The organism is Streptomyces sp. NPDC025638, from assembly GCF_055558775.1.
This window is the reverse complement of sequence record NZ_JBVHLX010000003.1, coordinates 117,289-141,403: the sequence shown is the minus strand read 5'-3', so window position 1 is coordinate 141,403 and position 24,115 is coordinate 117,289. Positions and strand designations below refer to the sequence as shown.

22 protein-coding genes are annotated in these 24,115 nt (G+C 71.7%); 5 read left to right on the top strand and 17 right to left on the bottom strand.

The features are described from left to right. Positions 1 to 15 precede the first annotated feature (15 nt). Positions 16 to 807 carry an SDR family NAD(P)-dependent oxidoreductase gene (locus ACZ4EG_RS08635; protein WP_467790081.1) on the top strand — a complete coding sequence of 264 codons (792 nt, stop codon included), beginning with the start codon at positions 16 to 18 and terminating at the stop codon, positions 805 to 807. A 15-nt stretch (positions 808 to 822) separates the two neighbouring features. On the opposite strand, the gene ACZ4EG_RS08630 is transcribed toward ACZ4EG_RS08635, so the two are convergent. The 6 genes from ACZ4EG_RS08630 to ACZ4EG_RS08605 form a co-directional block, all read right to left on the bottom strand. After that, on the bottom strand, positions 823 to 1,440 hold the full coding sequence (locus ACZ4EG_RS08630; protein ID WP_467790080.1) for a hypothetical protein: 618 nt from the start codon (positions 1,438 to 1,440) through the stop codon (positions 823 to 825). Beyond that, positions 1,437 to 3,149 carry a PHP domain-containing protein gene (locus ACZ4EG_RS08625; protein WP_467790079.1) on the bottom strand — a complete coding sequence of 571 codons (1,713 nt, stop codon included), beginning with the start codon at positions 3,147 to 3,149 and terminating at the stop codon, positions 1,437 to 1,439. The genes ACZ4EG_RS08630 and ACZ4EG_RS08625 overlap by 4 nt, the downstream gene beginning before the upstream one ends. 162 nt (positions 3,150 to 3,311) lie before the next feature. After that, on the bottom strand, positions 3,312 to 3,536 hold the full coding sequence (locus ACZ4EG_RS08620) for a cold-shock protein (protein WP_467790078.1): 225 nt from the start codon (positions 3,534 to 3,536) through the stop codon (positions 3,312 to 3,314). A 119-nt stretch (positions 3,537 to 3,655) separates the two neighbouring features. Continuing rightward, positions 3,656 to 5,098: an argininosuccinate synthase gene (gene argG, locus ACZ4EG_RS08615; RefSeq protein WP_363297862.1), complete on the bottom strand. Its 1,443-nt coding sequence runs from the start codon at positions 5,096 to 5,098 to the stop codon at positions 3,656 to 3,658. Between the two features lie 145 nt (positions 5,099 to 5,243). Further along, a complete protein-coding gene (locus ACZ4EG_RS08610) occupies positions 5,244 to 6,842 on the bottom strand; it encodes a glycerol-3-phosphate dehydrogenase/oxidase (RefSeq protein WP_467790077.1) in 1,599 nt (532 codons plus the stop codon). Beyond that, complete coding sequence (locus tag ACZ4EG_RS08605) at positions 6,839 to 7,438, bottom strand: TetR/AcrR family transcriptional regulator (RefSeq protein WP_390706120.1); 600 nt, start codon at positions 7,436 to 7,438, stop codon at positions 6,839 to 6,841. The genes ACZ4EG_RS08610 and ACZ4EG_RS08605 overlap by 4 nt, the downstream gene beginning before the upstream one ends. Before the next feature lie 78 nt (positions 7,439 to 7,516). Between ACZ4EG_RS08605 and ACZ4EG_RS08600 the strand changes: the two genes are divergently transcribed. Together ACZ4EG_RS08600 and ACZ4EG_RS08595 are read left to right on the top strand one after the other, a co-directional pair. Then, positions 7,517 to 9,112: an FAD-binding oxidoreductase gene (locus ACZ4EG_RS08600; protein WP_467790076.1), complete on the top strand. Its 1,596-nt coding sequence runs from the start codon at positions 7,517 to 7,519 to the stop codon at positions 9,110 to 9,112. A gap of 83 nt (positions 9,113 to 9,195) precedes the next feature. After that, the gene (locus ACZ4EG_RS08595) at positions 9,196 to 10,077 is read left to right on the top strand and encodes a YegS/Rv2252/BmrU family lipid kinase (protein ID WP_467790075.1); all 882 of its coding nucleotides are present in this window, start codon (positions 9,196 to 9,198) and stop codon (positions 10,075 to 10,077) included. A gap of 54 nt (positions 10,078 to 10,131) precedes the next feature. Here the strand turns inward: ACZ4EG_RS08595 and ACZ4EG_RS08590 are convergent, their stop codons facing one another. From ACZ4EG_RS08590 to ACZ4EG_RS08560, 7 genes are all read right to left on the bottom strand, one after another. Further along, the gene (locus ACZ4EG_RS08590) at positions 10,132 to 12,129 is read right to left on the bottom strand and encodes an acetoacetate--CoA ligase (protein WP_467790074.1); all 1,998 of its coding nucleotides are present in this window, start codon (positions 12,127 to 12,129) and stop codon (positions 10,132 to 10,134) included. Further along, a complete protein-coding gene (locus tag ACZ4EG_RS08585; protein ID WP_467790073.1) occupies positions 12,126 to 12,767 on the bottom strand; it encodes an RBBP9/YdeN family alpha/beta hydrolase in 642 nt (213 codons plus the stop codon). The genes ACZ4EG_RS08590 and ACZ4EG_RS08585 overlap by 4 nt, the downstream gene beginning before the upstream one ends. After that, positions 12,764 to 14,104: an MFS transporter gene (locus tag ACZ4EG_RS08580; protein ID WP_467790072.1), complete on the bottom strand. Its 1,341-nt coding sequence runs from the start codon at positions 14,102 to 14,104 to the stop codon at positions 12,764 to 12,766. The genes ACZ4EG_RS08585 and ACZ4EG_RS08580 overlap by 4 nt, the downstream gene beginning before the upstream one ends. A gap of 34 nt (positions 14,105 to 14,138) precedes the next feature. After that, complete coding sequence (locus ACZ4EG_RS08575; RefSeq protein ID WP_467790071.1) at positions 14,139 to 15,059, bottom strand: TauD/TfdA dioxygenase family protein; 921 nt, start codon at positions 15,057 to 15,059, stop codon at positions 14,139 to 14,141. A 20-nt stretch (positions 15,060 to 15,079) separates the two neighbouring features. Beyond that, positions 15,080 to 16,054 carry a quinone oxidoreductase family protein gene (locus tag ACZ4EG_RS08570; RefSeq protein WP_467790070.1) on the bottom strand — a complete coding sequence of 325 codons (975 nt, stop codon included), beginning with the start codon at positions 16,052 to 16,054 and terminating at the stop codon, positions 15,080 to 15,082. Between the two features lie 42 nt (positions 16,055 to 16,096). Then, on the bottom strand, positions 16,097 to 17,155 hold the full coding sequence (locus tag ACZ4EG_RS08565; RefSeq protein ID WP_467790069.1) for a beta-keto acid cleavage family enzyme: 1,059 nt from the start codon (positions 17,153 to 17,155) through the stop codon (positions 16,097 to 16,099). 344 nt (positions 17,156 to 17,499) lie between these two features. Further along, positions 17,500 to 18,510 carry an AraC family transcriptional regulator gene (locus tag ACZ4EG_RS08560; protein WP_467790068.1) on the bottom strand — a complete coding sequence of 337 codons (1,011 nt, stop codon included), beginning with the start codon at positions 18,508 to 18,510 and terminating at the stop codon, positions 17,500 to 17,502. A gap of 176 nt (positions 18,511 to 18,686) precedes the next feature. On the opposite strand from ACZ4EG_RS08560, the gene ACZ4EG_RS08555 reads away from it, so the two are divergent. Continuing rightward, on the top strand, positions 18,687 to 19,817 hold the full coding sequence (locus tag ACZ4EG_RS08555; RefSeq protein WP_467790067.1) for a TauD/TfdA family dioxygenase: 1,131 nt from the start codon (positions 18,687 to 18,689) through the stop codon (positions 19,815 to 19,817). 50 nt (positions 19,818 to 19,867) lie between these two features. On the opposite strand, the gene ACZ4EG_RS08550 is transcribed toward ACZ4EG_RS08555, so the two are convergent. The 4 genes from ACZ4EG_RS08550 to ACZ4EG_RS08535 form a co-directional block, all read right to left on the bottom strand. Beyond that, on the bottom strand, positions 19,868 to 20,548 hold the full coding sequence (locus ACZ4EG_RS08550; RefSeq protein WP_467790066.1) for a hypothetical protein: 681 nt from the start codon (positions 20,546 to 20,548) through the stop codon (positions 19,868 to 19,870). A 76-nt stretch (positions 20,549 to 20,624) separates the two neighbouring features. Beyond that, the gene (locus tag ACZ4EG_RS08545) at positions 20,625 to 21,476 is read right to left on the bottom strand and encodes a GNAT family N-acetyltransferase (protein WP_467790065.1); all 852 of its coding nucleotides are present in this window, start codon (positions 21,474 to 21,476) and stop codon (positions 20,625 to 20,627) included. Between the two features lie 6 nt (positions 21,477 to 21,482). Beyond that, the gene (locus tag ACZ4EG_RS08540) at positions 21,483 to 22,616 is read right to left on the bottom strand and encodes a DUF6745 domain-containing protein (protein ID WP_467790064.1); all 1,134 of its coding nucleotides are present in this window, start codon (positions 22,614 to 22,616) and stop codon (positions 21,483 to 21,485) included. Between the two features lie 32 nt (positions 22,617 to 22,648). After that, positions 22,649 to 22,975, bottom strand: coding sequence for a hypothetical protein (locus tag ACZ4EG_RS08535; RefSeq protein WP_467790063.1), 327 nt, complete (start codon positions 22,973 to 22,975; stop codon positions 22,649 to 22,651). Between the two features lie 172 nt (positions 22,976 to 23,147). On the opposite strand from ACZ4EG_RS08535, the gene ACZ4EG_RS08530 reads away from it, so the two are divergent. Further along, on the top strand, positions 23,148 to 24,107 hold the full coding sequence (locus tag ACZ4EG_RS08530) for an STM4015 family protein (RefSeq protein WP_467790062.1): 960 nt from the start codon (positions 23,148 to 23,150) through the stop codon (positions 24,105 to 24,107). Positions 24,108 to 24,115 lie beyond the last annotated feature (8 nt).

Genomic DNA, 24,115 nt, shown 5'->3' with positions numbered 1-24,115 from the left:
GACCGGAGGGTAGTCGTGCACATCGCTGGGACAACCGTTCTGCTGACCGGAGTCACGGGCGGCATCGGAGGGGCGCTGGCCGCCGAACTGTCGGCCCGGGGCGCGGATCTCGTTCTCACCGGCCGCCGCCGTGAGGCGCTGGACCCGCTGGCCGAGCGCTTCGGTGCCCGGACGATCCTTGCGGACCTCGCCGATCCGGACGATGTGCAACGCCTCGCCGCGGAGGCTGCGGGCACGCAGATCCTCATCGCCAACGCGGCCCTGCCCTCCAGCGGCGACGTACTGGACTACACGCCGGAGCAGATCGACCGGTCGATCGCCGTCAATCTGCGCGCGCCCGCGATGCTCGCGCGCCTGCTCGCCGAGGACATGGTGGCGGCGGGGCGCGGGCACATCTGCTTCGTCGGATCACTGTCGGGAATGGCGGCCACCAAGTCGTCGTCGATGTACACGGCGACGAAGTTCGGGCTGCGCGGCTTCTCCCTGTCCTTCCGCCAGGATCTGCACGGCACGGGCGTGGGTGTCTCGATCGTCCAGCCCGGCTTCGTACGCGAACTGGGCATGTTCGCGAACACGGGCTCCTCGACGCCGGGCGGCGTACGCACCGTTGCGCCGGAGCGGGTCGTCAAGGGCGTGATGCGCGCGATCGAGCGTGACGTCGCCGAGATCAACGTCGCCCCGCTGGAGCTGAAGTTCCTCACCAAGATCGCTTCGCAGTTCCCGGGGTTCGCGGAGCGGATACAGCGACTGGCGGCGCCGGAACGGACGATGAAGGTGATCGTGGAGGCGCAACGGGCCAGCCGCTGAGCCGCACGCCTGCCCTCACGCGTGGTCGGCGCAGCACGGGGTGGGGTTGGGTACTTCGAAGGGGGCCAGTGTGCCGCCTGCTGCCGGGACGAGGGCGAGGGTCAGGTGGCCGTCTTGCCACTCGGGGCGTACGTGGTCGCGGGTGAGGACGGGTGTGGTGGGCTCGGGTCCGTCCGCCGTCGGTGCGCCGACCACGACGAGCCGGTCGATGGCGGTCAGGGCGAGCAGGTCGGCCACGGTGACCGTGCCGGTGAGGTGATCGACTCCCGGGAAGAGCACCGCTCGCCCGCCTCGGCGGTGGGTGTGTTCCTCTGCCGCCAGCATTGCCGCGTGGGCGGCGGGTTCGGCGCCGTACGAGCGGCCGGCCAGGACCGCGCCGATGTCGGGGTCTGCCGGCGCGACGACATGTGACCACGTGATGGCGGCGGTCCGGGCGTCCGGGAGCGCGAAGGAGACGGCCGTACCCCGACGCTCGTCGGTGCGGATCAGGTGCGTGCAGGCGATGGTGCCCTGCGGGAGGCCGAGCCGAGCCGCCAGGTCGAGGATCAGGTGGTCGGCCTCCCGCAGGCTCGCCGTCCCGGCGTCCACCCCGATGACGGAGTGGACGCCGGGCGCGCCGTGTGGTGCGCTCATGCGGGCAGGACCCACATGGGGTTGGAGTAGAACCACAGGTCCTTCCACGGGTCGGCGTCCCCGACCACGTCCATGGCCGGTCCCGCCGGGTCCACGGAGGCACCGCGCAGGCCGACGGCCGTACGGTTGCCGTCGGTGCCGCGCAGCCGGACATAGCACGGCTTGTCGACCTGGCCCAGGGAGTAGGTCAGCCGGACGCGGCCGCTGGACTTGTTGACCTCGAACGACTTCACGACCTTGGTGTCCGGCGTCGCCAGGGCGTCCCGGTCGGAGACCGGACCCGTGACGTCACCCTGGATGACGTCGACACGGGCCAGGGCCGGCACGAACTGCGCCCAGTTCGGCCCGTTGGCGAGGCTGATCTCGACGACCAGGTCGACCCGGCTGCCCCGGCGCACCGTCAGCGCGCCGCCGAGGGTGACCCCACGGGCGCCGGAGCGCAGCTGGGCGTCCAACCCGCTGATCAGGCCGCCGTGGTCGACCCAGACACGGCCGGCACGGATGCCGTCCATGACCGCCTTGTACGAGAAGGACGCGGCGCCGACGTGGGTGCGGGAGTACTGGCCCGGCCAGAAGTCGGTGTCGCCGAGGTTGAGGCCGCCGCCGTAGACCGGGTCGTTGTAGCGGCCGTTGCCGGCGAAGTCGCTGTTCGGGCCGCGCACCGCGCTGTCGGCGTACACATTGTGGGAGTCCGAGTTGGCGGTGATCCACCACGGCTTGCCCTCGGCCAGCAGGCTGTCCCACAGACCGCCGACGGTGGCGGTCATCCAGTCGAAGCCGCCCCAGGTGCGGTAGCTCTCCAGCGGGTAGCCGGCGAAGGAGTCGGCGCCGGGGCTGTTGTCGTAGATGCCGCGCGCGGAACCCGCGCCGTTGGGGGCGGGAAAGCCGCCCGCCTGGTGGCCGGGGGCGCCCTCCATGCCGACGGCGATGGTCGGCTGGGCGTCGCGCCAGGCGCGGATCTCGTGCGGGGAGTCGATGCCCTTGCGGGCGGGGTGGTTGGCCAGGAACAGTACGTCCTTCACCCGGCGGCGCTGCACCTGCTCGGCGAGGAAGTTGACGCCCGCGATGGCGAGCGCCTCGTTGGCCGGGGTGCTGGCAGACGCCTTCTTCACCGAGCCGTCGAAGGAGCTCTCGAACTCCTTCAGCACCGCCACCTCGTTCTTGCCGGGGTGGACGAAGACCGTGCCGTGCTCGGCGGCCGGGATGTTCCACTCCAGGCCCTGGAAGACCAGCGTGTCGTCGATCCGGTCGCGGGCCTCGACGATGTCCGGATTGACCTTCTCCACACCGATCTTGGCGTGCGTGTCGCTGCCGTGGTCGGTGATCACCATCCAGTCCAGGCCGTGCGCGTTCGCCTGTCGCACCTGGTCGATGACCCGGTACTTGGCGTCGGAGCTGTACTGCGTGTGGATGTGGTGGTCACCGGCCAGCCACAGATACCCACCGGAGCGCTCGTCGTGGTGCGTAGCGGACGCGGGCACCGCTGCCGTGGCCTGACCCGCGCCTCCGAGGACGGTGCCGGCGGCGAGGCCCGCGCCCAGCAGCCCGGTGCGGCGCAGCATCGAGCGTCGCGAGAGCTGACTGGGAGTCAGTTCCTCGTCGGGGACCGACATGTCGAGGGCGGGCGGAAGGGAGGAGGCGTCGCCGCTCCCGTGGTGGTGGTGGTGATGGTGGTGGTGACCGTCGTCGTGTCTGTGGCCGTGGCTCATGCTCAACTCCCGCGGGCGGCAGGGACGTACACGCTTGGGACGTGCAGATTCTGAGAAGGCCGCATGAACGACGGAGAACCGGGTGATGGTGTGACGCGGAACGGTTGATGTGCGACGAGGGGACGTCGCCTTGCCCGACTGATCGGCCGAAAACCGTCCGTGTCAGGTGGAGCGAGGCATGATGTTCACCGCGCGGTAGTCGTAGCCGTCCTGTTTGAAGCCGGGGGCTTCCCACTTGAGGTCGACCTGTTGGCCGGGTGACAGCGTGCGGAAACCGGTCATCTGGATGTCGGAGAAGTGGCCCCAGCAACCGCCGGGAGTCACGGCGGAGTCGAGTACGCCCCACCCTTCCTCTTCGTGCCACTCGCGTACGGTCGCAGTCACCATGCCCGTAGCCTACGGGGCCCGCGCGGTGCCGCCGGGCCCCCTCGACTGCCGGAGCACTGCAAGGGAAAGGCCGGCTCCACGCCCTGGGCGTCGAGCCGGCCTCTGCTGCGTTCGGCTGGTCAGTCCGTGCCCGACTCCATCGCGGCGCGGTCCAGGAGTTCGTCGTCGTCGGCCTCGCCGCGGGAGGCGATGGCCTCGGCGCCGCCCTCCGGCATGCTGCCGATCAGCCCGGTCGCGGCCGCCTGGGCGGCACCGATGGCGGGATTGGCGGTGCCGATCAGGCCGAGCCCGGCGTACTGCTCCAGCTTGGCGCGCGAGTCGGCGATGTCGAGGTTGCGCATGGTGAGCTGGCCGATGCGGTCCACGGGGCCGAACGCCGAGTCCTCGGTGCGCTCCATCGACAGCTTGTCCGGGTGGTAGCTGAACGCCGGGCCCGTGGTGTCGAGGATCGAGTAGTCCTCGCCGCGCCGCAGCCGCAGTGTCACCTCACCGGTGACGGCCGCGCCGACCCAGCGCTGCAGCGACTCACGGATCATGAGCGCCTGCGGGTCCAGCCAGCGGCCCTCGTACATCAGCCGGCCGAGGCGCCGCCCCTCGCTGTGGTACTGGGCGAGGGTGTCCTCGTTGTGGATCGCGTTGACCAGGCGCTCGTACGCGGCGTGCAGCAGGGCCATGCCGGGCGCCTCGTAGATGCCGCGGCTCTTGGCCTCGATGATCCGGTTCTCGATCTGGTCCGACATGCCCAGGCCGTGGCGGCCGCCGATGGCGTTCGCCTCCATCACCAGGTCGACGGGGGAGCCGAACTCCTTGCCGTTGATCGTCACCGGGCGGCCCTGTTCGAAGCCGATCGTCACGTCCTCGGGGAGGATCTCGACCGCGGGGTCCCAGAACCGTACGCCCATGATCGGCTCCACGGTCTCCACGCCGTTGTCCAGGTGCTCCAGGGTCTTGGCCTCGTGCGTGGCGCCCCAGATGTTGGCGTCGGTGGAGTACGCCTTCTCCGTGCTGTCGCGGTAGGGCAGCCCGTGGGCGAGCAGCCACTCCGACATTTCCTTGCGGCCGCCCAGCTCGGTCACGAAGGCCGCGTCCAGCCAGGGCTTGTAGATCCGCAGATGCGGGTTGGCGAGCAGGCCGTAACGGTAGAACCGCTCGATGTCGTTGCCCTTGAAGGTCGACCCGTCGCCCCAGATCTGTACGTCGTCCTCAAGCATCGCCCGGACCAGGAGCGTGCCCGTGACGGCACGGCCGAGCGGGGTGGTGTTGAAGTAGGCGCGCCCGCCCGTGCGGATGTGGAACGCCCCGCAGGTGAGCGCGGCCAGGCCCTCTTCGACCAGTGCGGCGCGGCAGTCGACCAGGCGTGCGATCTCGGCGCCGTAGGTCTTCGCACGGCCGGGCACCGAGGCGATGTCGGGCTCGTCGTACTGGCCGATGTCGGCGGTGTAGGTGCACGGGACGGCGCCCTTGTCGCGCATCCACGCGACGGCGACCGAGGTGTCGAGGCCGCCCGAGAAGGCGATGCCGACGCGCTCGCCGACGGGAAGGGAGGTGAGGACCTTGGACATGGGAAGAGTATGCATGGAAACGCATGAACATGCAAAGGGGTGTGTGCGACGCCTCGGCGTGGCGCTGCGAGCGGCCAGGTGGTGCGGTCCATCAGGTGCCGTGGCGGCTGCCGCGCTCGGGCACGGCGGCCGCCCTGTGCCGGTCTCAGCCCTGCCCTGCCAGGGCTTCGCCGAGGATTTCCTCCGTGGTCTTCAGGGCCGCGACGCGGTCCTCGGTGACCAGGCCGATGCGTGTGCGTCGATCGAGCAGGTCGGCGGCGTCGAGTGCGCCCTCGTGCCGTACGGCCCAGAGCAACTCGGCCCGGGTGACGGGGTGGTTGGGCAGCACGAGGTCCCGCAGGTGCGGGGTCTGTGCGGCCAGGGCCTGGACGGCCGCCGCCTCGGTGCCGTAGCGCCGGACCAGGCGCCGCGGCGCGGGCAGGGTGGCGAGCCGGGCGGGAGCGGCGGCGCCGACGAGCGGGAGCGTGGCGGTGGGGGAGGGCCCGGCGTGCAGACGGCCGGCGGAGGCGGCGGCGTCGACGGCGTCCTCGGCCATGCGCCGGTAAGTGGTGAGTTTGCCGCCGACCACGGTGACGACGCCGTCCGGTGACGTCAGTACCGCGTGCCGCCGGGAGATGTCGGCGGTGCGGGACTCCTCGCCCGAGCCTGCCGGCGTGGTGTCCAGCAGGGGTCGCAGTCCGGCGAAGGCGCCCACGACGTCGGCACGGTGGACCGGGACGTCCAGGACGGAACCGAGGACGTCGAGCAGGAAGCCGATGTCGGTCTCCGGGACCTCCGGCACATCGGGGACGGGGCCGTCGACGGGTTCGTCGGTGAGGCCGACGTACACCCGGCCGTCGCCCTGCGGCAGGACGAGGACGAAGCGGTTGGTCTCGCCGGGGATCGGTATGTGCATCCCGGCCGGCAGCGCGCCCAGGCGCTCGGCGCGCAGCACCAGGTGGGTGCCCCGCGAGGGCCGGATCCGGATGCCGTCGACCAGTTCGCCCGCCCACACGCCCGATGCGTTGATCACGGCACGGGCGCGGATCTCGCCCTCCTCGCCGGTGAGTTCGTCGCGGACACGGGCCCCCGCTCCGGTCAGCTCCAGTGCCCTGACCCGGGTCAGGATCCGGGCGCCCTTGGCGGCCGCGGTGCGGGCGAGGGCGGTCACCAGGCGGGCGTCGTCGGTGAGCCTGCCGTCCCAGGACAGCAGGCCTCCGCGCAGGCCGTCGGTGCGCAGGGCGGGGGCCAGGTTGCGGGTCTCCACCGCGGACAGCCGACGTGGCCCCGGCAGGGTGGCGCGGGCCGTGCGGGCCGCCAGGCGCAGGCCGTCACCGGCCCGGAACCCGGCCCAGGCCAGGGCCGCCTGACCGCGTGAGACCAGCGGGGTCAGGGGGAGGACGAACGGCTGGGCACAGACCAGGTGGGGTGCGGTCCGCTCCATCAGCACACCCCGCTCGACGGCGCTCTCGTGGGCCACGTCGAGCTGTCCCGAGGCCAGATAGCGCAGGCCTCCGTGGATCAGCTTCGAGCTCCAGCGCGAGGTGCCGAAGGCCAGGTCGTGGGCGTCTACGGCGGCGACCGTCAGTCCGCGGGCGGCGGCGTCGAGGGCGGCGCCGGCGCCGGTGGCGCCGAGCCCGACGACCAGGACGTCCACGGCCGGTCCGCCCACGGTCCGGGCCAGGTCGCGGGTACGGCGTGCGGCGGACAGCGACGAACCGGGGACGGGCGCGGCGAGGTGGGCCGGGCTGCTGGTGGGGCTCATGGGGTGAGGGTCCTCTCCAGGATGGTCCGCAGCTCAGTGAGGAAGGCGGCGGTGGTCAGGTCCGGGTCGTCCTCGTCGGTCATGGTCCGCAGCGACAGGGTGAAGGACTGGACGATCAGAAGAAGGGACCGTGCCTGTCTGCCGGGGTGGCAGGCGCGCACCGATCCGTCGGCGTGTCCGTCGCGCAGGCCGGTGGCCAGAAGCTCCAGGAGGGCGTTCTGGCTCGCGCCGCGGCGGTCCAGTACATAGGGCAGGAGCAGTTCGGGGTCGACGTCGACGATCTTGCGGAAGAGCGGGTGGTCGCGGAACGCCCGCACCCCGCCCACGAGTCCCTCGACGATCAGATCGCGCGCCGATCGGTCCGGGCTGGGCTCGGGCATGGCGCGGGTGGCCACGTCGACCCACTCGCGCGTCATGAGGTCGCCGACGAGTGTGCGTACGTCCGGCCAGCGCCGGTACAGCGTCATGCGCGAGACGCCCGCACGGCGGGCCACGTCGGTCAGGGTGGTGCGGCGGACGCCGACGGCCAGGACGCAGTCGCGCACCGCGTCGAGCACCGGATCGCTGTCCGCATGGTTGTGACGAATAGGCGTCATGTGTAACAGTGTAACGCCCTTGCGGCGGCGCCCGGCAGACGGGCACGACGCGGAAACGACCGATGAGGACAAACCGCCATGGACATGCTGTGGAGTGGCTGGGGTGACCCGGCCAAGGCGGCACCGCTGCCCGAGACGGTGATCGGGCTGCTGCGCGATCTGCTGGGCGTCAAGCCTCGTAGCGCACCCCCGCTGCGGCTGGAGGAGATCGCCGTCCCCGGCACCCCTCTCGACTCCGCCGTACTCGAAGGACTGTCCGCGGCCGTCGGCGGCGAGGCACATGTCCGTACGGACGCGGAGACCCGTGTCCGGCACACCCGCGGCAAGTCCACGCCCGACCTCCTGCGGATCCGCGTCGGAGACGTCACCGACACCCCGGCTGCCGTAGTCCTCCCGGCCGCACACGACGAGGTGCTGGCCGTCCTGCGCGTGTGTGCCCGATACGGCCTCGGCGCCGTCCCGTTCGGCGGCGGCACGTCCGTCGTCGGCGGTCTGGCCCCCGAGCGGCGAGGACCGTTCGTCGCCCTGGACCTACGCCGCATGGACGGACTGGTCGACGTCGACCCGGTCTCCCGCACGGCGACCCTGCAGCCGGGCCTGCGCGCCCCCGAGGCCGAACGTCTGCTGGCCGAACACGGCTTCACGCTCGGCCACTTCCCGCAGTCCTACGAGTGGGCCACCATCGGCGGATTCGCCGCGGCCCGCTCCAGCGGTCAGGCCTCCGCCGGATACGGCCGCTTCGACGAGATGGTGCTGGGCCTCACCCTCGCCACTCCCGAGGGCACCCTCGACGTCGGCCGCGCTCCGCGCTCCGCCGCGGGCCCCGACCTGCGCCAGCTGATCCTCGGCTCCGAGGGCGCGTTCGGCGTGATCACCTCGGTCACCGTGCGCGTACGGCCGCAGCCGCGCGCCCGCCACTACGAAGGCTGGCGCTTCGCCTCCTTCGAGGAGGGCGGCGCCGCACTGCGCCGGCTCGCCCAGGACGGACCGCGCCCCACGGTGCTGCGCCTGTCCGACGAGACCGAGACACTGATCGGTCTCGCGCAGCCCGACGCGATCGGAGCGGACGGTCTGCAGCAGAGCGTCGGCTGCCTTGCGATCGTCGGGTTCGAGGGCACCGAGGAGGACACCGCCCACCGCAAGGAGTCGGCCGCCGCCGTCCTGCGCGAGTGCGGCGGCACGTATGTGGGAACGGAGCCGGGAGAGCGCTGGGCCCACGGCCGGTACTCGGCGCCCTACCTGCGGGACGCGCTGCTGGACGCGGGCGCGTTCGCCGAGACGCTGGAGACGGCCGCCTTCTGGTCGCGGATCCCCGAGCTGTACAACGCGGTCCGCACGGCACTGACCACCGCCCTCACGGAGGCCGGCACACCGCCCCTGGTCATGTGCCACATCTCCCACGTCTACGAGAACGGCGCCTCGCTGTACTTCACCGTCGTCAGCGCACAGGGCGACGACCCCGTCGCCCACTGGACCCCGGCCAAGGAAGCGGCCAACGAGGCGATCCTCGCCGCCGGCGGCACGATCAGCCACCACCACGGCGTGGGCACCGACCACCGCGACTGGTACGTCCGGGAGGTCGGCACCCTGGGCATCGAAGCCCTGCGGGCCGTCAAGCGCAGACTGGACCCCGACCAGCTGCTCAACCCGGGCGTCCTCCTGCCCACCGACTGACCCGACCCGCCGACCGACCCAGCCCCTCGTCCGTTCAGCCCCAGCACACCGGCTCCCGAATCACCGCCTCCGGAGGCTCACCCATGCGACAGTTCACCGCCGTCGTCAACCCCACCGCGGGCGGATCCAGCGCGGCGGCCGCGCTGATCCAGGTGGCACGCGTGCTGCGCGAGGCCGGGGCGGAACTGGAGACGGAGTACAGCCGCAGCCTGGCCCACGCCCAGGACATCGCCCGCGCCGCGGGGGAGCGGGGCCGGGTGGTGCTCGCCGTCGGCGGTGACGGCATCACCGGCGGCATCGGCGGCGCGCTCAGCGGCACCGACACCGTGTTCGGCATCGTCCCGGCCGGACGGGGCAACGACTTCGCGCGGGCGCTGGAGCTGCCCTCCGACCCCGACGCCCTGGCCCGGATCCTGCTCGACCGGGAGCCGCGCCCGGTCGACACCATCGAGGTGCGCTCGGCCGTCCACGACGGGACAGTCGTCCTCGGCAGTGTGTACGCGGGCGTCGACGCGCTGGCCAACCGCCACGCCAACCACGCGCGACTGCTCAAGGGCGCCGCCTCCTACTACGCGGGGGGCCTGCGGGCCGTGACCACGTGGCGCCCGGCGGACTACCGGATCACCGTGGACGGAGAGGAGCACGCCCTGCGCGGCTACACCGTCGTGGCCGCCAACTCCGCCTACTACGGCTCCGGCCGCATGATCGCGCCCGGAGCCCGCGTGGACGACGGCCTGCTGGAGGTCGTGATGATCCGCGAGGCCCCGCGCCACCTCTTCTTCACCCTGATGAACGAGCTCAAGTCCGGCGCACACGTCGCGCGCCCGGAGGTCCGCATCCTGAGGGGCCGCGAAATCCGCATCGAGGCCGACCGCCCGGTGCCGTACGGCGCCGACGGCGAGGTGGAGGCGGTGCTCCCCGTCACGGTGAAGGTGCTGCCCGGCGCGCTGAAGGTGCTGCACTGACGACCGACCGAGGGCGCTGTACCGACGACTCGACGGCGCGTCACAGATGTCAGCTCATCGCTGCCCCGCATCCGCTGCCCGGCGTGCCGCGAAGTCGGCGAACCAGGACAGCATCCCGAAGTGCGTGACCGCCCCTTCGCTGCCGACATCGGCGACGCGAGCGCCCTGCAGGATCCGTTTGACCGGCACCTCCAGTTTCTTGCCGGTCACCGTGCGCGGCACGGCGGGCACCGGCACGATCGCGTCGGGTACGTGCCGCGGGGACAGTTCCCTTCTGATCGCTGTCGTGATCCGCTGCCGCAGGCCGTCGTCGAGTGCCGCGCCGTCGGCCGTCGCCACGAACAGCGGCATGTAGTAGTCACCGTCGTCCAGTTCGACACCGACGACCAGACTGTCCACGATGCCCGGCACCTGTTCCACAACGGAGTAGATGTCGGCCGACCCCATCCGTACCCCCATGCGGTTGAGCGTGGAGTCCGAGCGCCCCGACACCACGAGCGACAGGTCCTTGTCGATGGTGATCCAGTCGCCGTGACGCCAGACGCCGGGGTAGGTGTCGAAGTAGCTCGCCCGGTAGCGGACGTCGTCGGGGTCGTCGACGAACCGAAGGGGCATGGACGGCAGGGGGGCTGTCACCACCAGTTCACCCTGTTCACCGGTCAGGGGCCGGCCCGTGTCGTCCCACGAGGCCAGGGCCACGCCCAGGCCGGGACCCGAAATGCGTCCCGCACGGACGGGGAGCAGGGGTGAGCCGCCCACGAGTGCCGAACAGACGTCGGTTCCGCCGCAGATCGACTGGAGCCGGATGCCGGGGGCGAGCCGGTCGTACACCCAGTGCCAGGTGCTCCGCGCCATCGCGGACCCGGTCTGTACGACGGAACGCAGCGCACCGAGGTCGAGGTCGGCGGCCGGATGCAGGCCCGACCGTTCCACGGCCGCGAGGTAGGCCGCGCCCACGCCGACCACGGTGGCCCGGGTGCGCTCCGCGACACGCCATACGCCGGCCGCGTCGGGGTGGGTGGGGCTGCCGTCGTACAGGACGACCGTGCTGCCGTGGAGCAGCCCGCCGACGAGGAAGTTCCACACCATCCAGCTCGTGGAGGTGACGAAGAGGTAGCGGTCCTCGGGGCGCAGGTCGACGCCCAGCCCCAGCGCCTTCAGGAGTTCCACGACGATGCCGCCGTGCCCCTGCACGATGCCTTTGGGGATGCCGGTGGTGCCCGACGACCACAGGATCCACACAGGATGGTCGAAGGGTACGTCGGCGAAGACCGGCGCTGCCTCGGTGGCCGGCAGCGCCGACCACACGCGGACGGCGACGCCGGAGCGCGTCGGCCGGTCCAGGGACGTACCGGAGAACAGGTGGTCGATGAGCAGCAGGTGACGGACTGTCGGCAGACCGTCCAGCAGCTCGGCGACCGTGGTCCGTCTGTCGTGCTCCTTGCCCCCGTAACGGTATCCGTCCACGGCGATGAGGACGGTCGGCCGGACCTGCCCGAGGCGGGCGAGCACGCTGGGCGTGCCGAAGTCGGGGGAGCACGCCGTCCATACGGCACCCACCGCGGTGGTGGCCAGCAGGGCCACCACCGCCTGCGGCAGGTTGGTGAGATATCCGGCGACGCAGTCGCCGGGCCCGACGCCCATGTCGCGCAGGGCGGCCGCGACGTCGGCGACGTCACGGCGCAGTTGCTCCCACGACGTCTCGACCGGGTCGCCGTCCTCGGTCACGCTCACCAGCGCCGGACGCGCGTCGGTGGCCTGCGCGAGGCAGCGTTCCGCGAAGTTCAGTCGTGCGCCGGTGAACCAGCGGGCTCCCGGCATGGTGGCGTCGGCCAGTACCTCGTCGTACCCGGACACCGAGTCCAGCCCGTAGAACTCCCAGACGGCCGACCAGAATCCCGTCAGGTCGGTGGCGCTCCACCGCCACAGCGCGGCGTAGCCGGGGAAGTTCAGCCCCCTGCTCTCCTCCAGCCATTCCATGAACACCGCGACGTTGGAGTCCTCCAGTTCACGGCGGCCGGGCGACCAGAGCAGCTCGGTCTCCGTGCTCATGCGTGCCGTCCGGCGGCCGGCACGGGGAGCGGGGTGCCGGCCGGTGCCCGAGGCGCCGTACGGCCGGACTCCAACTCGTGCAGGAGGTCCTCCGCGAGGGGCCAGTCGCAGTGTCCGGATGCCGGGTTGAGGTGCCCGACGGGGCCGAGGGACACGAGGCGGCTGCCCCAGTCGCGCGCGAGTTCCGCGACGCGCTCGGCGGCGGCGAGCGGGTCGTTCGCGCTGGCCGCCACCACGCTGGGGAACGGCAGCGGTCGGCGGGGTACGGGCGTCCAGCCGTTCTCCGCCAGTTCGGCGGGGGTGGGGTAGCCGTCCGGGAGGGGGGTGTCGAAGTCCGGCGGCGTCGCGAACAGGGCGCCACGGACGTCCGCGTGATGTCGCCGGGCCCAGTGCACCGTGGTCATCACGCCCGCACTGTGGGCGACGAGGACGACGGGCCCGGTCACAGGGGCGAGCGTGGCGGCCAGGTTGGCGACCTGGGCGTCGCGGCTGAGCCGGTCCTGCGCCACCGGGGGAGTGACGCGGACGCTCCGGCCGGCTGCGGCGAGCCGAGTGGCCAGCAGCGTCTGCCAGTGTTCTGCGACGTGGTCGCGCAGGCCGGGGACGATCACCACGGTGGGTGTCATGGGGTGGGTCATGAGGAGACCTCCGATGGTGTCCGTGTCTCGGCACGTGCGGCGACACCGTTGATACGGAGCAGGTCGCGTGCGTACCAGTGGCGCCCGATGAGGAAGGCGACGGTGGCCGCGACCGCGGTGAGCGGCACGACGCGCAGGGCGCCGAGGAGTCCGATGCGGTCGGCGAGGGCGCCGGTGACGGCGGGTCCGGGTGCCAGTCCGAGCAGGCTGTTGGCGAGCGTGAGGGTGGCGAAGGCGGTCGCGGCGACGGACGCGGGGGTCAGATTGGCGACCATGGCGGCCGCCGGTCCGGCCGTGCCGGCCGACAGCAGGGCCCCGGCGGCCAGAGCGGCCAACTGGGCCGGGCCGGTGGGCAGTCGGAAGGCGAGCGACAGCAGAACGAGTGAGCTCAGGCTGCAGACGACGGCCACGGCCCACTTGCGGATGGGGGCGGTCGCGCTGATGCGGTCGGAGGCGATGCCACCGGCGATCATCCCGATGCCGATGATCAGCGCGAAGACGCCCGCGACCGCGCCCGCCCGTGCGGGGGCCATGTGGTAGTAGCGGTCGAAGAAGCTGGGCAGCCAGGCCAGGAGCGTGGCGGCCACGAACAGTTGAAGGCCGCTGCCGATGTATGCGCTGATGACGGAGACGGAGGAGAACAGGCGGGGCAGATGACCGCGCAGGGGTTCATGGGTGGTCGGGCCGTCGGCGTCGTTCGCCGGCTGTCCTTGCGGCTTGAGTCTGCTCTCCTTGACGACTGCTCCGTACACCGCGGCGAGCACCAGCCCGAACAGGCCCATCACCGCGAACGCCCAGCGCCATCCGGCGACTTGGGCCACGGCCCCGCCGAGGGCGACGCCGAGCACGGAGCCGAAGGCGCCGCCGGCGATGAACGCGCCGGAGAGAGTGGCCCGCATGGTGAGCGGAAAGATGCTGAGGACCACGGCGATGCCCACACTGCCGTACGCGGCCTCACCGATGCCGACGAAGAGGCGGCCGACGAACATCTCGCCGTAGTTCGCGGAGATCGCGCAGCCCAGGGTGGCCAGGCTCCACAGCACGGCGGCGATGAGCAGGCTGCGGACCCGCCCCCACCGGTCGGCCACCAGGGACATGGGGAAGGTGAGCACGCCGACCGTCAGGGCCACCACACCGCTGAGCGATCCCAGTGCGGCGTCCGACAGCAGCCATTGCGCCTTCAGCATCGGGAAGACGGCGTTGAGCACCTGGCGGGACATGTAGTCGGACAGGAGCAGGCCGAAACCGAGTCCGAAGACGGTCCAGGCATAGCCCCGGGACACGGGCCAGACCGGTGCGGACGGGCCCGTGGCGGGCGCAGTGGTGTGAAACTCCATTGTCATCACCTCGACTGCTTGATTGAGGGGCAGGTCAGAACGGTCTGTCGCCCACGATCCCGGCGCGCTCCATCTTGCGGACGGCGGGCCAGTAGTCCTGGACGGCGTAGTGCTGGGTGGAGCGGTTGTCCCAGATGGCGACGCTGTTCGGCCGCCAGCGGAAGCGCACCTGGTACTCGGGGATCGCCGCCTGGCTGATCAGATACGTGAGCAGATGGCTCGCGCCCGGTGCGTAGTCCTGCCCGAAGCGGACGTTGCGTGGCGTGTGGTAGTTGACGAAGTGGGTGGCGAACGCGTTGACGAAGAGGATCTTCTCGGCGGTCTCCGGGTGGGTGCGGACGACGGGGTGCTCGGCGTCGGGGAACCGCTCCTTGAGCGCGTGGCGCTGCTCCTCGGGCAGTACGGCACCGAAGGAGGCCTCGATGCTGTGCCGGGCGCGCAACCCCTCGATCTGCGTCTTGATGTGCTCGGGCAGCCGCCGGTAGGCCTCGGCCATGTTGACCCAGATCGTGTCGCCGCCCACCGGGGGAGACTCGATGCAGCGGAGCACGGCGCCCATGGAGGGGTTGGTGCGCCAGGTGCCGTCGGTGTGCAGGGCGTTCTCGTAGTGCTCGGCCGGGCTGTCCAGGTCCTTGTAGATGCGCACCAGTCCGGGGTGGTCGGGGTCGCTGCCGGCGACGGGGTGGTCCTCCAGCGGACCGAACCGCTCGGCGAAGGCGACCTGGTCGGCACGCGTGATGTCCTGGTCCCGCAGGAACAGGACCTTGTACTGCAGCAGCAGGCTTCTGATCTGTGCGAACAGGTCGTCGTCGCGGGCGGCGTCGGCCAGGTTCACGCCGCTGAGCTCGGCTCCGATGGTGCAGGTGAGCGGCTCGACCTCGATCGAGGTGCGCAGTGCGGCCGGGCGGACGAGCGCCGGGGCCCGCCCTTGGGACGGCGAGAGGGTGTCTGGCATGGGTGATCACTCCCTGGGTTTCACAGGACGAAGACGGACGAGCCCGTGGTCCGGCCGGCCTCCAGGTCGCGATGGGCCTGTACGGCGTCCGAGATGTCGTAGCGCTGGTTGATCTCGATGGCGATGCGGCCGGCGGCGACGTGGCCGAACAGCTCCCCGGCCAGGGCGTCGCGCTCGGCCTGGTCGGCGATGTAGTCGGCGAGCGCGGGGCGTGTGACGAACAGCGAGCCGTGGACGGCGAGTTGCATGGCGTCGATCGGTGGCACGGGGCCGGACGCGGTGCCGAAGCACACCAGGAGGCCACGGCGGGTCAGCGACGCCAGCGAACCGGCGAAGGTGTCCTTGCCGATGCTGTCGAGGACGACCGGGACGCCCGCGCCGTCGGTCAGCTCGCGGACCCGGGCGGGTACGTCCTCGTGCCGGTAGCGGATGACATGCTCGCATCCGTGCGCCAGGGCGATCTCCGCCTTCTCCTCGCTGGAGACCGTCCCGATCACACGGATGCCGAGCAGCGCGGCCCACTGCGAGACGATCAGCCCCACACCGCCGGCCGCGGCATGCAGCAGCACGGTGTCCCCGGGCCGCAACGGGTGGATCCTGCGCAGCAGATAGGCCGCCGTCAGGCCGCGCATGGTCATCGCGGCCGCCGTCTCGCAACCGATCTCGGGGGGCAGCCTGATCAGGTGCGAGGCGTCCATGACCCGCTCGGTGCTGTAGGCGCCGAGCGGGCTTCCGGTGTACGTCACCCGGTCTCCCGCGGCGACGTGCGTGACGCCCTCGCCGACCGCCTCCACCACGCCCGCGGCCTCGACACCGATGCCGTCGGGCAGGCGTACCGGGTAGAGCCCGGTCCGGAAGTAGGTGTCGGCGAAATTGAGCCCCACCGCCTCGTGCCGGATGCGTACCTGGCCCGGGCCCGGATCTCCGACGGTCACCTCCTCCCAGGTCAGGACGTCGGGTCCACCGGTTTCGTAGAAGCGGACGGCGTTGGCCACGAAGAGCTCCGAAGGGTCGTACGGGTGAGGGGGGCGGGCCGGTCAGGCGGAGACGTCGCGCAGCATGAAGCCGCGCCGGCCGGGACGGCGGTTGGGCACCATGCCGAGCCGGGCGAGGGTCTCGTCGGAATCCGCGTAGTACTCGCCGAGCTTGTAGATCCGCTTGGCGTCGGCCCCGGTGGCGATCTCGCGGCCGAGCGCCTCGGAGATCTTGACCATCTGCTCGACCTGCGCCACCGACGACATGCGCTCCCCCTTGCCGCGCCAGAGGTTGTCCTCGTTGCCGACGCGGACGTGCTGGCCCAGGGCGATGGCGACCGCGTTCATCGGGGCCACGGCACGCATGGAGCTCTCGATGGTGAGGACGGCGCCGTCCGGGACGCGGCGGATGAACTCGACCAGGTCGGCGGGGTGCCGTCCGGCGAAACCACCGCCGATTGCGACGTAGTTGAGGATCAGCGGCCCGGTGTAGATGCCGGCGCGGACGAGTCGCTCGACGGTCTCCAGCTGGGCCAGGTGCGCCAGCTGGAAGTGCGGCTGGATGCCGTTTGCGTGCAGCCGCTTGAGGTGTTCGAGATAGAACTCCGGACCGGCCTCGACGACCATGTCGCGGTATGCCCGGTAGTAGTCCGGCTTCGCGATCGAAGTGCCCTCCAGATCGTCGTCGGTCATGATCTCGACGATGTTCATCTGGCTGGTGTTGATGGCGATCGTGACCTGGTCCGGGGCCGGGTCGAGCTCGGCCAGCAGATGGCGGGTGTCGTAGGCGAGCCACTTCGCGTCGCCGCCCTCGCCCTCCGGAGCGAAGGAAATGGAGCCCCCGATCTGCAGGACCATGTCCGGCACCGCCTCGCGCAGCCGGCCCAGCAGCTCGTTGAACATCGACATCCGCTTGGCGCCCCGGCCGTCGAGCTCGCGCACATGGATGTGCAGCACCGTGGCCCCGGCGTTGTAGCAGTCGACAGCGGCCTGTACATGCTCGTCCATCGTGACCGGAATGTCGTCCGCGTCCCCGGGCAGCCACTCCGGGCCGTACGGGGCGGCCTGGATCACCAGCTTTTCCTGGTTCTCGGGGAACAGCGAGTCGTCGTGGAAGTGCACGATGCATCTCCTTGTCGATATGTCGAGTGGGGTGATCGCGTGCCGAGGGCATCGGCGGATGCGACGACCGGGACGCGGGTGGCAGCTGCCTGCGCCGGTTGTGAGAGGGACGGGCGTGACGCACCCGGGTGGGAATTGCGGTCGGCTCGGAGAAGCACGCCCAAGGGGAGTGACGGAGCGTGCCCTCCGGACCGACCGGCTGTGCGGTGGTGTCACCGTAGGGCGGTCACTTCCGGCCCGCTTGCCCTGGAGGGACAGGTGACTTGTCATTTCGGGACACGAGGCCCGCACGCGTCACCCGCGGCCGGCCGGAGCCTCCGGGCCGGTGGGCGTCGGCTCCCCTGTCAGTCCCGGGATGCGGCTCGTGCCTTGCGCCACTCCCGCGGGCCGGTCCCGAACTGCTCACGGAACCACCGCGAGAACGCGCTCAGCGAGGAGAAGCCCAGCAGGGTCGAGACCTCGGTCAGCGACCGGTTGGGATTCGCCACGAACTGTTCGGCGAGCGCCGTACGCGTGGAGTTGAGCAGTGACGAGAACGTCTGACCCGATCGGGCAAGTTGCCGGTGCACGGTACGCCTGTCCACGCCGAGGCTGCGCGCGACCTGTTCGATGGAGCACCGCCCGGTCGGCAGGAGCGCCTCGATCAGATCGCGTACCCGATCCGCCTCTCCGGCCTGGCGCGCAGCCGCGATCGGCTCGAAGAACTGCCGGGTGTAGCTGCGCAGTTGCGCATCCGCCATGGCATTGGGGGCATCCAGGTCCTCGGCGTACAGGACGATGCCGTTGAAGTCCCGGTCGAACTCCGTCAGCGGCCCGAAGAGACGGCGGTGCGTCCCGGTGTCCTTCGGCGCCGGGTGGGCGAAGCACACCGACACCGGCCGCCAGTGGCTGCCCAGGAATCCGCACAGGATGCGGTGGAAGGCGCCCACGGCGAGCTCCACCGCCTGCCGGACCGGTGCCGTCTCACCCAGCCGGATGTCCACCTTGAGCGTGGCGACCCCGTTCGCCTCGGACAGGCGGGTGCTGAGGGCCTCGTTGTAGGTGTGCTGGTGGCGGATGAGCAGGTCCAGGGCGCTGCGGACGTCGGGTTCCTCCCGTACGAGCAGACTGATGGGGCCCAGATTGGAGAAGCGGCGCCGGTCCGCCAGCAGGAGGCCGAAGTCGTCGCGGCCGCAGGCCCGGGCCGTGAGCTCAAGGAGGCGGACCACGGCCGCGCCGGAGATCCACCGGTCCTGCACGGCCAGGTCGGCCGTGTCCAGGCCGACGCCCCGCATGAGCGCGCGGGGATCGAGCCCGAAGGACCGGCTCAGCTCCACATACCCGTTCAGCGCGGCGGTGCGGGACAGGGGCCTCATGCGCACTCTCCAGGGACGGGTCCCCAAAAGTTAAGTTTCCCGTCCCCTCAGGTCAAGCATGGTGCGCAAACGATCCATACCATCCCTGCAAAGCGCGCCCGGTCGGCACACGGGCCGCACGTCCATCGCCCACACGCCCGCCGGCCGTACCGGCGCGTCAGACAGGGAGGCGGCACATGGCCCAGCCTGCGGACCCGCGGATCGGCCCGGTCCAGCCCTTCACCGGCCCCGCTCTGTGGTACGGCCCCGACCTCGCGGGCCGCGAGGACTGGGTCGTACGGCTCACCGCGCACCACCGCGACGAGCTGCACACCGCCCTGCGCACAGCCCGTGCTCGGGGTACCACCCTGCTGAGGATGACCAGGGACGACTTCCCTCTGCCCGACCTCAGCGCCGAGCTGGAGCACGCAGCCGCGCAGCTGCGCGCCGGCCGCGGCTTCGTCCTGATCCGCGGCCTGCCGGTGGACGGGCTCGGCGACACGGACGCGAGCACCGTGCTGCGCGGTGTCGGCCAGTACCTGGGGCGGCCGGTGCCGCAGACCGCCGACGGACGCACGCTGTGCCACATCCGGGAGGCGGACCGCAGGGAGGACTCCCTCCGCCCGCCCGCGTACCGGACCCGGGCAGGGCTGCCGCTCCACTCGGACGATTCGGACCTGCTCGGCCTGCTGTGCCTGCGGCCGGCCCGCTCCGGCGGACGCACGGTCCTGGCCAGTGCGGCAGCCGTGCACAACACGATGCTCGCCGCCCGGCCCGACTTCACCCGGCGCCTCTACGACACCTACTTCTTCGCCCAGTTCGAGGAGGAGGACGTCCCGGGCGAACGGTCCTATCTGGGCGCCCCGCTCATCACCCGGCACGGCACCCGGCCCAGCATGCGGTACGACCGGGAGGGCCTGGAGGCGGGAGAGGCCCTCCTCCAGGACGGGCGCAGGACGGGCCCGCCCGACGAGGACCGGGAGCTGTTCGACCTCGTGGACGCGACGGCCGCCTCCCCGGCCGTCCGGCTGGACCTGGACCTGCGAGCGGGTGACCTGCTCCTGGTGGACAACCACGTCGTCCTCCACGGCCGTACCCCCTTCGAGGACCACGCCGAGCCCGGGAACAAACGCCACCTGCTGCGCCTGTGGCTGGCCCGGCAGGAGGCACCTCCGGCGCCCGACGGACCCGCCGAACGCCGCGGCGCCCCGCACACGCGTGCCGGCATCCCGCCGCGCGACGTCATTCGCCCCCGGACGCTGCGCCCGGCGCACACTTCGCTGAGGAGGTCGGGAAAGCCGCGGCCGACACCGGGGCGATCTGCCTGATCACGGGATCCGACGCCGGCTCGATACCGGTGGCTCCCAATGCCCCGGCGTCACTCGTACCAGACACCGCCGATGGGTCCGCGCTTGGTGACCGCTTGTGTCCCGGGCGGGAGTTGGGCGGTGGTCAGGTCGCCGCGGATGTGCTGGTACAGGGTCGGGGTGGGCAGTCCGGCGGTCTGGATCCACCCCCTGCCGTGCACGTGGCCGGCGGCGATCAGTTCCTCCTCCTGTCCGGGGGGTGCGAGCTTGCGGCTGTACGTCTGGCTGATCGTCTGATTGTCGTCCGCGAAGGCGAATCGTGCCGCGTACGCCCATCGGTCCTCGTTGAGCCAGACGTACAGGACGACCGGCTTGTCCAGTAGCGAGCGGAACCAGTCCGCCGACCGCTGGGCCAGTTCGTCGACGCTGCCGGTGGCCTCCAGCGCCCAGCTCGACGGGCGGTCGGTCAGTGTGTAGAGCTGGTTGTGCAGTCGGTCACCGCGAACCCGGTCGCCGTAGCAGTGCACACCGATGTCGATGAGATGCATCGGCGCCGCGGGGTCGGTGAAGGTCAGGTAGGCCACCAACGAGTCCCAGTCGTCCGGACGTCCGACCTGTCCGGCGACATGGGCCGTGACCAAGGGGGCGGTTCGTTCCTGCAGCGCTGTCACGAAGGCCCGCTCGGTGGCGGTGAAGTCGTAGTAGTCGTCCTCGTTCGGCTCGTCGATCGCGAACCAGGGGTGCTCCGGCATGGCCGGGAGCCTACGGTCGGCGTTCTTGGCGCGGCCAGCCGATTTCTCCGCCGGGTGCGGGCGGACCGCTGCGCATTCATGACCGCGCGGGTTGGTCGGCGATCATCAGCGTGATGTCGGCAGGGCGGAAGCCCAGGCGCGCGTAGATACGGGCGACGGCGTCCTCCGCATACGCGAGGAAGACGGTGTGCACCCCGTGGTCGCGGGCGTGGGTGGCCAGAGCCGTCGTGACGGCTGCGGCCAAGCCCTGGCGGCGTGCGGTGGGGAGGGTGCCGACGCCGCCGATCTCAGTGGTGCCGCCTGCGGGGTGGTAGTGACCCGCGGCGAGCGGGGTGCCGTCCGGCGCGAGGGCGGCGACGAGTTGCTTGTGCCCGGCGCGGATGCCGGGGCGGATGGTCTCGACGCTGCCGTCCGCGATCATCTTCCCGGCCTCCTCTTGCAGTTCCGTCGGCCCTGCGCAACCCGCCGCCATGTTCTTGGCGAAGGCCAGGCGGGGCAGGGCGAGGACTGCGGGCAGGGCCGGATCGTCCGCCGTCAGCGCACGGATCGTGACGCCGGACGGCAGGGGCTGCGCGGGCAGCCGGTGGTGTGGGTCGAGGGCCATCAACGGGCGTTCCGCAACGGGGAGACCGGCGGCCTCGATGCGGGCGCGGAGCGTGGGGGCCGCCTCGGCCAGCCACTCGAAGGCCTCCGGTACCCCGAGTTCGCGCTGCCGGGCGCGCACCCGGGCGATGTCGGCCGCGGTGACGCTCCCGGAGCCCTCCGCGGTGGGTTGAGCGTGGTTCGGACCGCCGTAATAGGGGGCTCCCGGGGTCTTTCGTACGAACAGCCGTAGCGGGCCGAAGTCTTCGGCGTCGGCGAAGAGCAGGGGCACGGTGGCGTAGTACCGCTCGACACGGGCGCACAGTGAGTCGCTCATCTCATGCATCCCGCCTCACGTCTGCCGCAGCGGCGCATACGTCTCCGCCGCCACCCCGAACGTCCAGGCGACGCCCTCCCGGGCCGTCCGGGTTCCCGGCGGGACCCGCAGCCAGTAGGTGCGCCGGGTGCCGTCCGGCTCCGGCGTGGAGTTGATGACCTCCACCATCACCACCGCCTCGTCGCCGTCCAGGTCGATCCGCCAGAGCGTGCCCGTCTCGTCCTGGTGCACGGGGCGTGCTCCGGAGTCCTCCAGGTAGCGGTCGTAGCCGTAGTACTCCAGCATCACCCGGCGCAGCTCGGCGTTCTCCTCGGCGCGGATCCGCTCCGGCGTCAGGGTACGGAGCTCCGCGAGGAAGGCGGCAGGAACGGGCATGCCGCGCCAGGCGTACAGGGCGAAACCGTCGGGATAGGCGAGGGCCGGGCCGTCCCCACGGTCCAGGCGGCCCGCTTCGTCGCGGTGCAGGGCGGTGGGGCGTTCGCATACGACCGCCACCTTGGCGAACGGCCACCACCAGCCGGCGTTCCGGCACACTTCGCCCAGACCGTCGAGCGGAGCCCGGTCGGTGGGGAAGGCGGCGAGCCAGGGCGCGTCGTGCTGGCCCAGTACGGCGTCCAGCAGGAGCAGCCGGATCTCCGCCTCTTGGCGGGAGCGGGCCGCCCGGTCCGCCCGGTCCGGCATTCCGGCTTCCTCGGACGCGTCGGGACCCGCAGCCCCGCCCGCGCCGCCCGGGGCTGTGCCGGTGAGCTCTTCCAGCACGCCTTGGTGGATGCGCTCCACGAGCGCCTGTGTGTTCTCCCACAGCAGCCCGCCGGTAACCGCCCAGTGCGCCGACCAGCCCACCGCCCCCAACTCGGCGTGGAGTCGGCCGCGTTCGACCGCCCAGGGAGCCGTGCGCACCGCCTCCCGGACGCTGGGTCCGGTGTCCTCCATGCCGCGTATCAGGGTGATCGCCTCGCGGGGCGAGCCGGCCCACACCACGCGCTCCGGCTCCGGGAGCCCGGCCCGTCGATAGGCCAGGCGGACACCCCGCTCGGCGCGCTCCCGGTCGGCGGGAGCCGTCTTTGCGGCACACGCGCGCCAGAGCGCGGTCTCCTCGAACACCCCGGCTCGCGTGCCGAGTTCCGCCGCGCTGTCCACGCTGCTCATCGTCTGCTCCGTCACCTTCCGCCGTACCTCGCTCAGTCCGCCACGATCCGCACGGACCCCGGCACGTACTCCCGCTGCCGGATCACCCGGTACCACCCCTTGGGCAGGGCGATCGCCGCGTGCTCCTCGTGGACCACCCGGCCGCCCTGGGGCAGGTGCAGCAACATCGGTCCGAACGGCCCCGGCTCCCGCATCAGTTCACCCGGTCCGACGACCGCGTGCGCATGACCGGTGACCTCGCCGAGCGCCAGCACGAGCCGGCCCCGCCCGTCGCGCGGTTCCCTCGGTGCCGCGGCGACATGCGACGGCACCGCCTCCTTCGCCACGGGCACGATCAGCACGTCTCCCTGCCGGTACACGGCACGCCTCCCCTCCGGCCGGGGCACCGCGCACCGGCCTCATGCCACAGACAGTAGAAGCCGCCACTGACAACGGGCCGGACCAAGGCCCCCCGCACCCCGTTGTCAGTTCCTCTTGGTAGAACTGCGGCATCACGGAACGGACGACCCACTTCTCCACAGGAGCAGCCGCATGACCATCGGTGACCACCTCGACGAGCTGTACCGGCTGCCTGCCCACACCTTCCCCGGCCCGGACGCCCGCACGGACGACCTGCCCGAGGCGGAGTCCGTCGCCTGGCGCATCACCAGCGACGTGTACGACGCGGACGAGGACTGGACGGAGGCCTTCGCCCGGTTCTGCGCCGCCGTCGACACCACGCGCGTGCGGGCTCTGATAGTCGGTGCCTGGCAGGAGGCGTACGACACCGACCCGGCCGACGTGATCGAGGCGCTGCTGGCCGCGCGGGACCGATTCCCCGCCCTGCGGGCGCTGTTCCTGGGCGACATGGTCATGGAGGAGTGCGAGATCTCCTGGATCAACCAGACGGATGTCACCCCGCTCCTGGCCGGATTCCCGGACCTGGAGGAGTTCGGTGTGCGCGGCGGATCAGGGCTGCGCTTCCCCGCCCTGCGCCACACCGGGCTGCGCCGGCTCACCATGGAGAGCGGAGGCCTGCCCGCCGAGGTCGTCCGGGGCGTGGGCGCCAGCGACCTGCCCGCGCTGGAGCAGCTCGACCTGTGGCTGGGCACCCCCGACTACGGCGGTGACAGCGAGGCCACCGACCTGGAGCCGATCCTGTCCGGCGCCCGGCTGCCGCGTCTGCGTCATCTGGCGCTGCGCAACAGCGAGATGCAGGACGCCGTCGCCGCCGCGGTCGCCGCCGCACCGGTCGTCGCCCGGCTGGAGGTGCTGGACCTGTCCATGGGCGTCCTGTCGGACGAGGGCGGCGCCGCCCTGCTCGCCGGTCAGCCGCTCACCCACCTCAAGCGGCTCGACCTCCACCACCACTACCTCAGCGAGCCGCTGCTGGAGCGGATACGTCAGACCCTGGAGCTCGCGGGCGTCGATGTGGACCTCGACCGCGACGACGCCGACGAGGACCAGGACGACGACGGCACGGTGTGGCGGTACGTGGCCGTGGGCGAGTGAGCCCGAGC

Excerpts from the sequence above, each read along its gene's own strand:
- ACZ4EG_RS08630 (WP_467790080.1), bottom strand. The coding sequence starts at position 1,440 with ATGAGCGCACCACACGGCGCGCCCGGCGTCCACTCCGTCATCGGGGTG.
- ACZ4EG_RS08625 (WP_467790079.1), bottom strand. The coding sequence starts at position 3,149 with ATGAGCCACGGCCACAGACACGACGACGGTCACCACCACCATCACCAC.
- ACZ4EG_RS08620 (WP_467790078.1), bottom strand. The coding sequence starts at position 3,536 with ATGGTGACTGCGACCGTACGCGAGTGGCACGAAGAGGAAGGGTGGGGC.
- argG (WP_363297862.1), bottom strand. The coding sequence starts at position 5,098 with ATGTCCAAGGTCCTCACCTCCCTTCCCGTCGGCGAGCGCGTCGGCATC.
- ACZ4EG_RS08610 (WP_467790077.1), bottom strand. The coding sequence starts at position 6,842 with ATGAGCCCCACCAGCAGCCCGGCCCACCTCGCCGCGCCCGTCCCCGGT.
- ACZ4EG_RS08605 (WP_390706120.1), bottom strand. The coding sequence starts at position 7,438 with ATGACGCCTATTCGTCACAACCATGCGGACAGCGATCCGGTGCTCGAC.
- ACZ4EG_RS08600 (WP_467790076.1), top strand. The coding sequence starts at position 7,517 with ATGGACATGCTGTGGAGTGGCTGGGGTGACCCGGCCAAGGCGGCACCG.
- ACZ4EG_RS08595 (WP_467790075.1), top strand. The coding sequence starts at position 9,196 with ATGCGACAGTTCACCGCCGTCGTCAACCCCACCGCGGGCGGATCCAGC.
- ACZ4EG_RS08590 (WP_467790074.1), bottom strand. The coding sequence starts at position 12,129 with ATGAGCACGGAGACCGAGCTGCTCTGGTCGCCCGGCCGCCGTGAACTG.
- ACZ4EG_RS08585 (WP_467790073.1), bottom strand. The coding sequence starts at position 12,767 with ATGACCCACCCCATGACACCCACCGTGGTGATCGTCCCCGGCCTGCGC.
- ACZ4EG_RS08580 (WP_467790072.1), bottom strand. The coding sequence starts at position 14,104 with ATGGAGTTTCACACCACTGCGCCCGCCACGGGCCCGTCCGCACCGGTC.
- ACZ4EG_RS08575 (WP_467790071.1), bottom strand. The coding sequence starts at position 15,059 with ATGCCAGACACCCTCTCGCCGTCCCAAGGGCGGGCCCCGGCGCTCGTC.
- ACZ4EG_RS08560 (WP_467790068.1), bottom strand. The coding sequence starts at position 18,510 with ATGAGGCCCCTGTCCCGCACCGCCGCGCTGAACGGGTATGTGGAGCTG.
- ACZ4EG_RS08555 (WP_467790067.1), top strand. The coding sequence starts at position 18,687 with ATGGCCCAGCCTGCGGACCCGCGGATCGGCCCGGTCCAGCCCTTCACC.
- ACZ4EG_RS08550 (WP_467790066.1), bottom strand. The coding sequence starts at position 20,548 with ATGCCGGAGCACCCCTGGTTCGCGATCGACGAGCCGAACGAGGACGAC.
- ACZ4EG_RS08545 (WP_467790065.1), bottom strand. The coding sequence starts at position 21,476 with ATGCATGAGATGAGCGACTCACTGTGCGCCCGTGTCGAGCGGTACTAC.
- ACZ4EG_RS08540 (WP_467790064.1), bottom strand. The coding sequence starts at position 22,616 with ATGAGCAGCGTGGACAGCGCGGCGGAACTCGGCACGCGAGCCGGGGTG.
- ACZ4EG_RS08530 (WP_467790062.1), top strand. The coding sequence starts at position 23,148 with ATGACCATCGGTGACCACCTCGACGAGCTGTACCGGCTGCCTGCCCAC.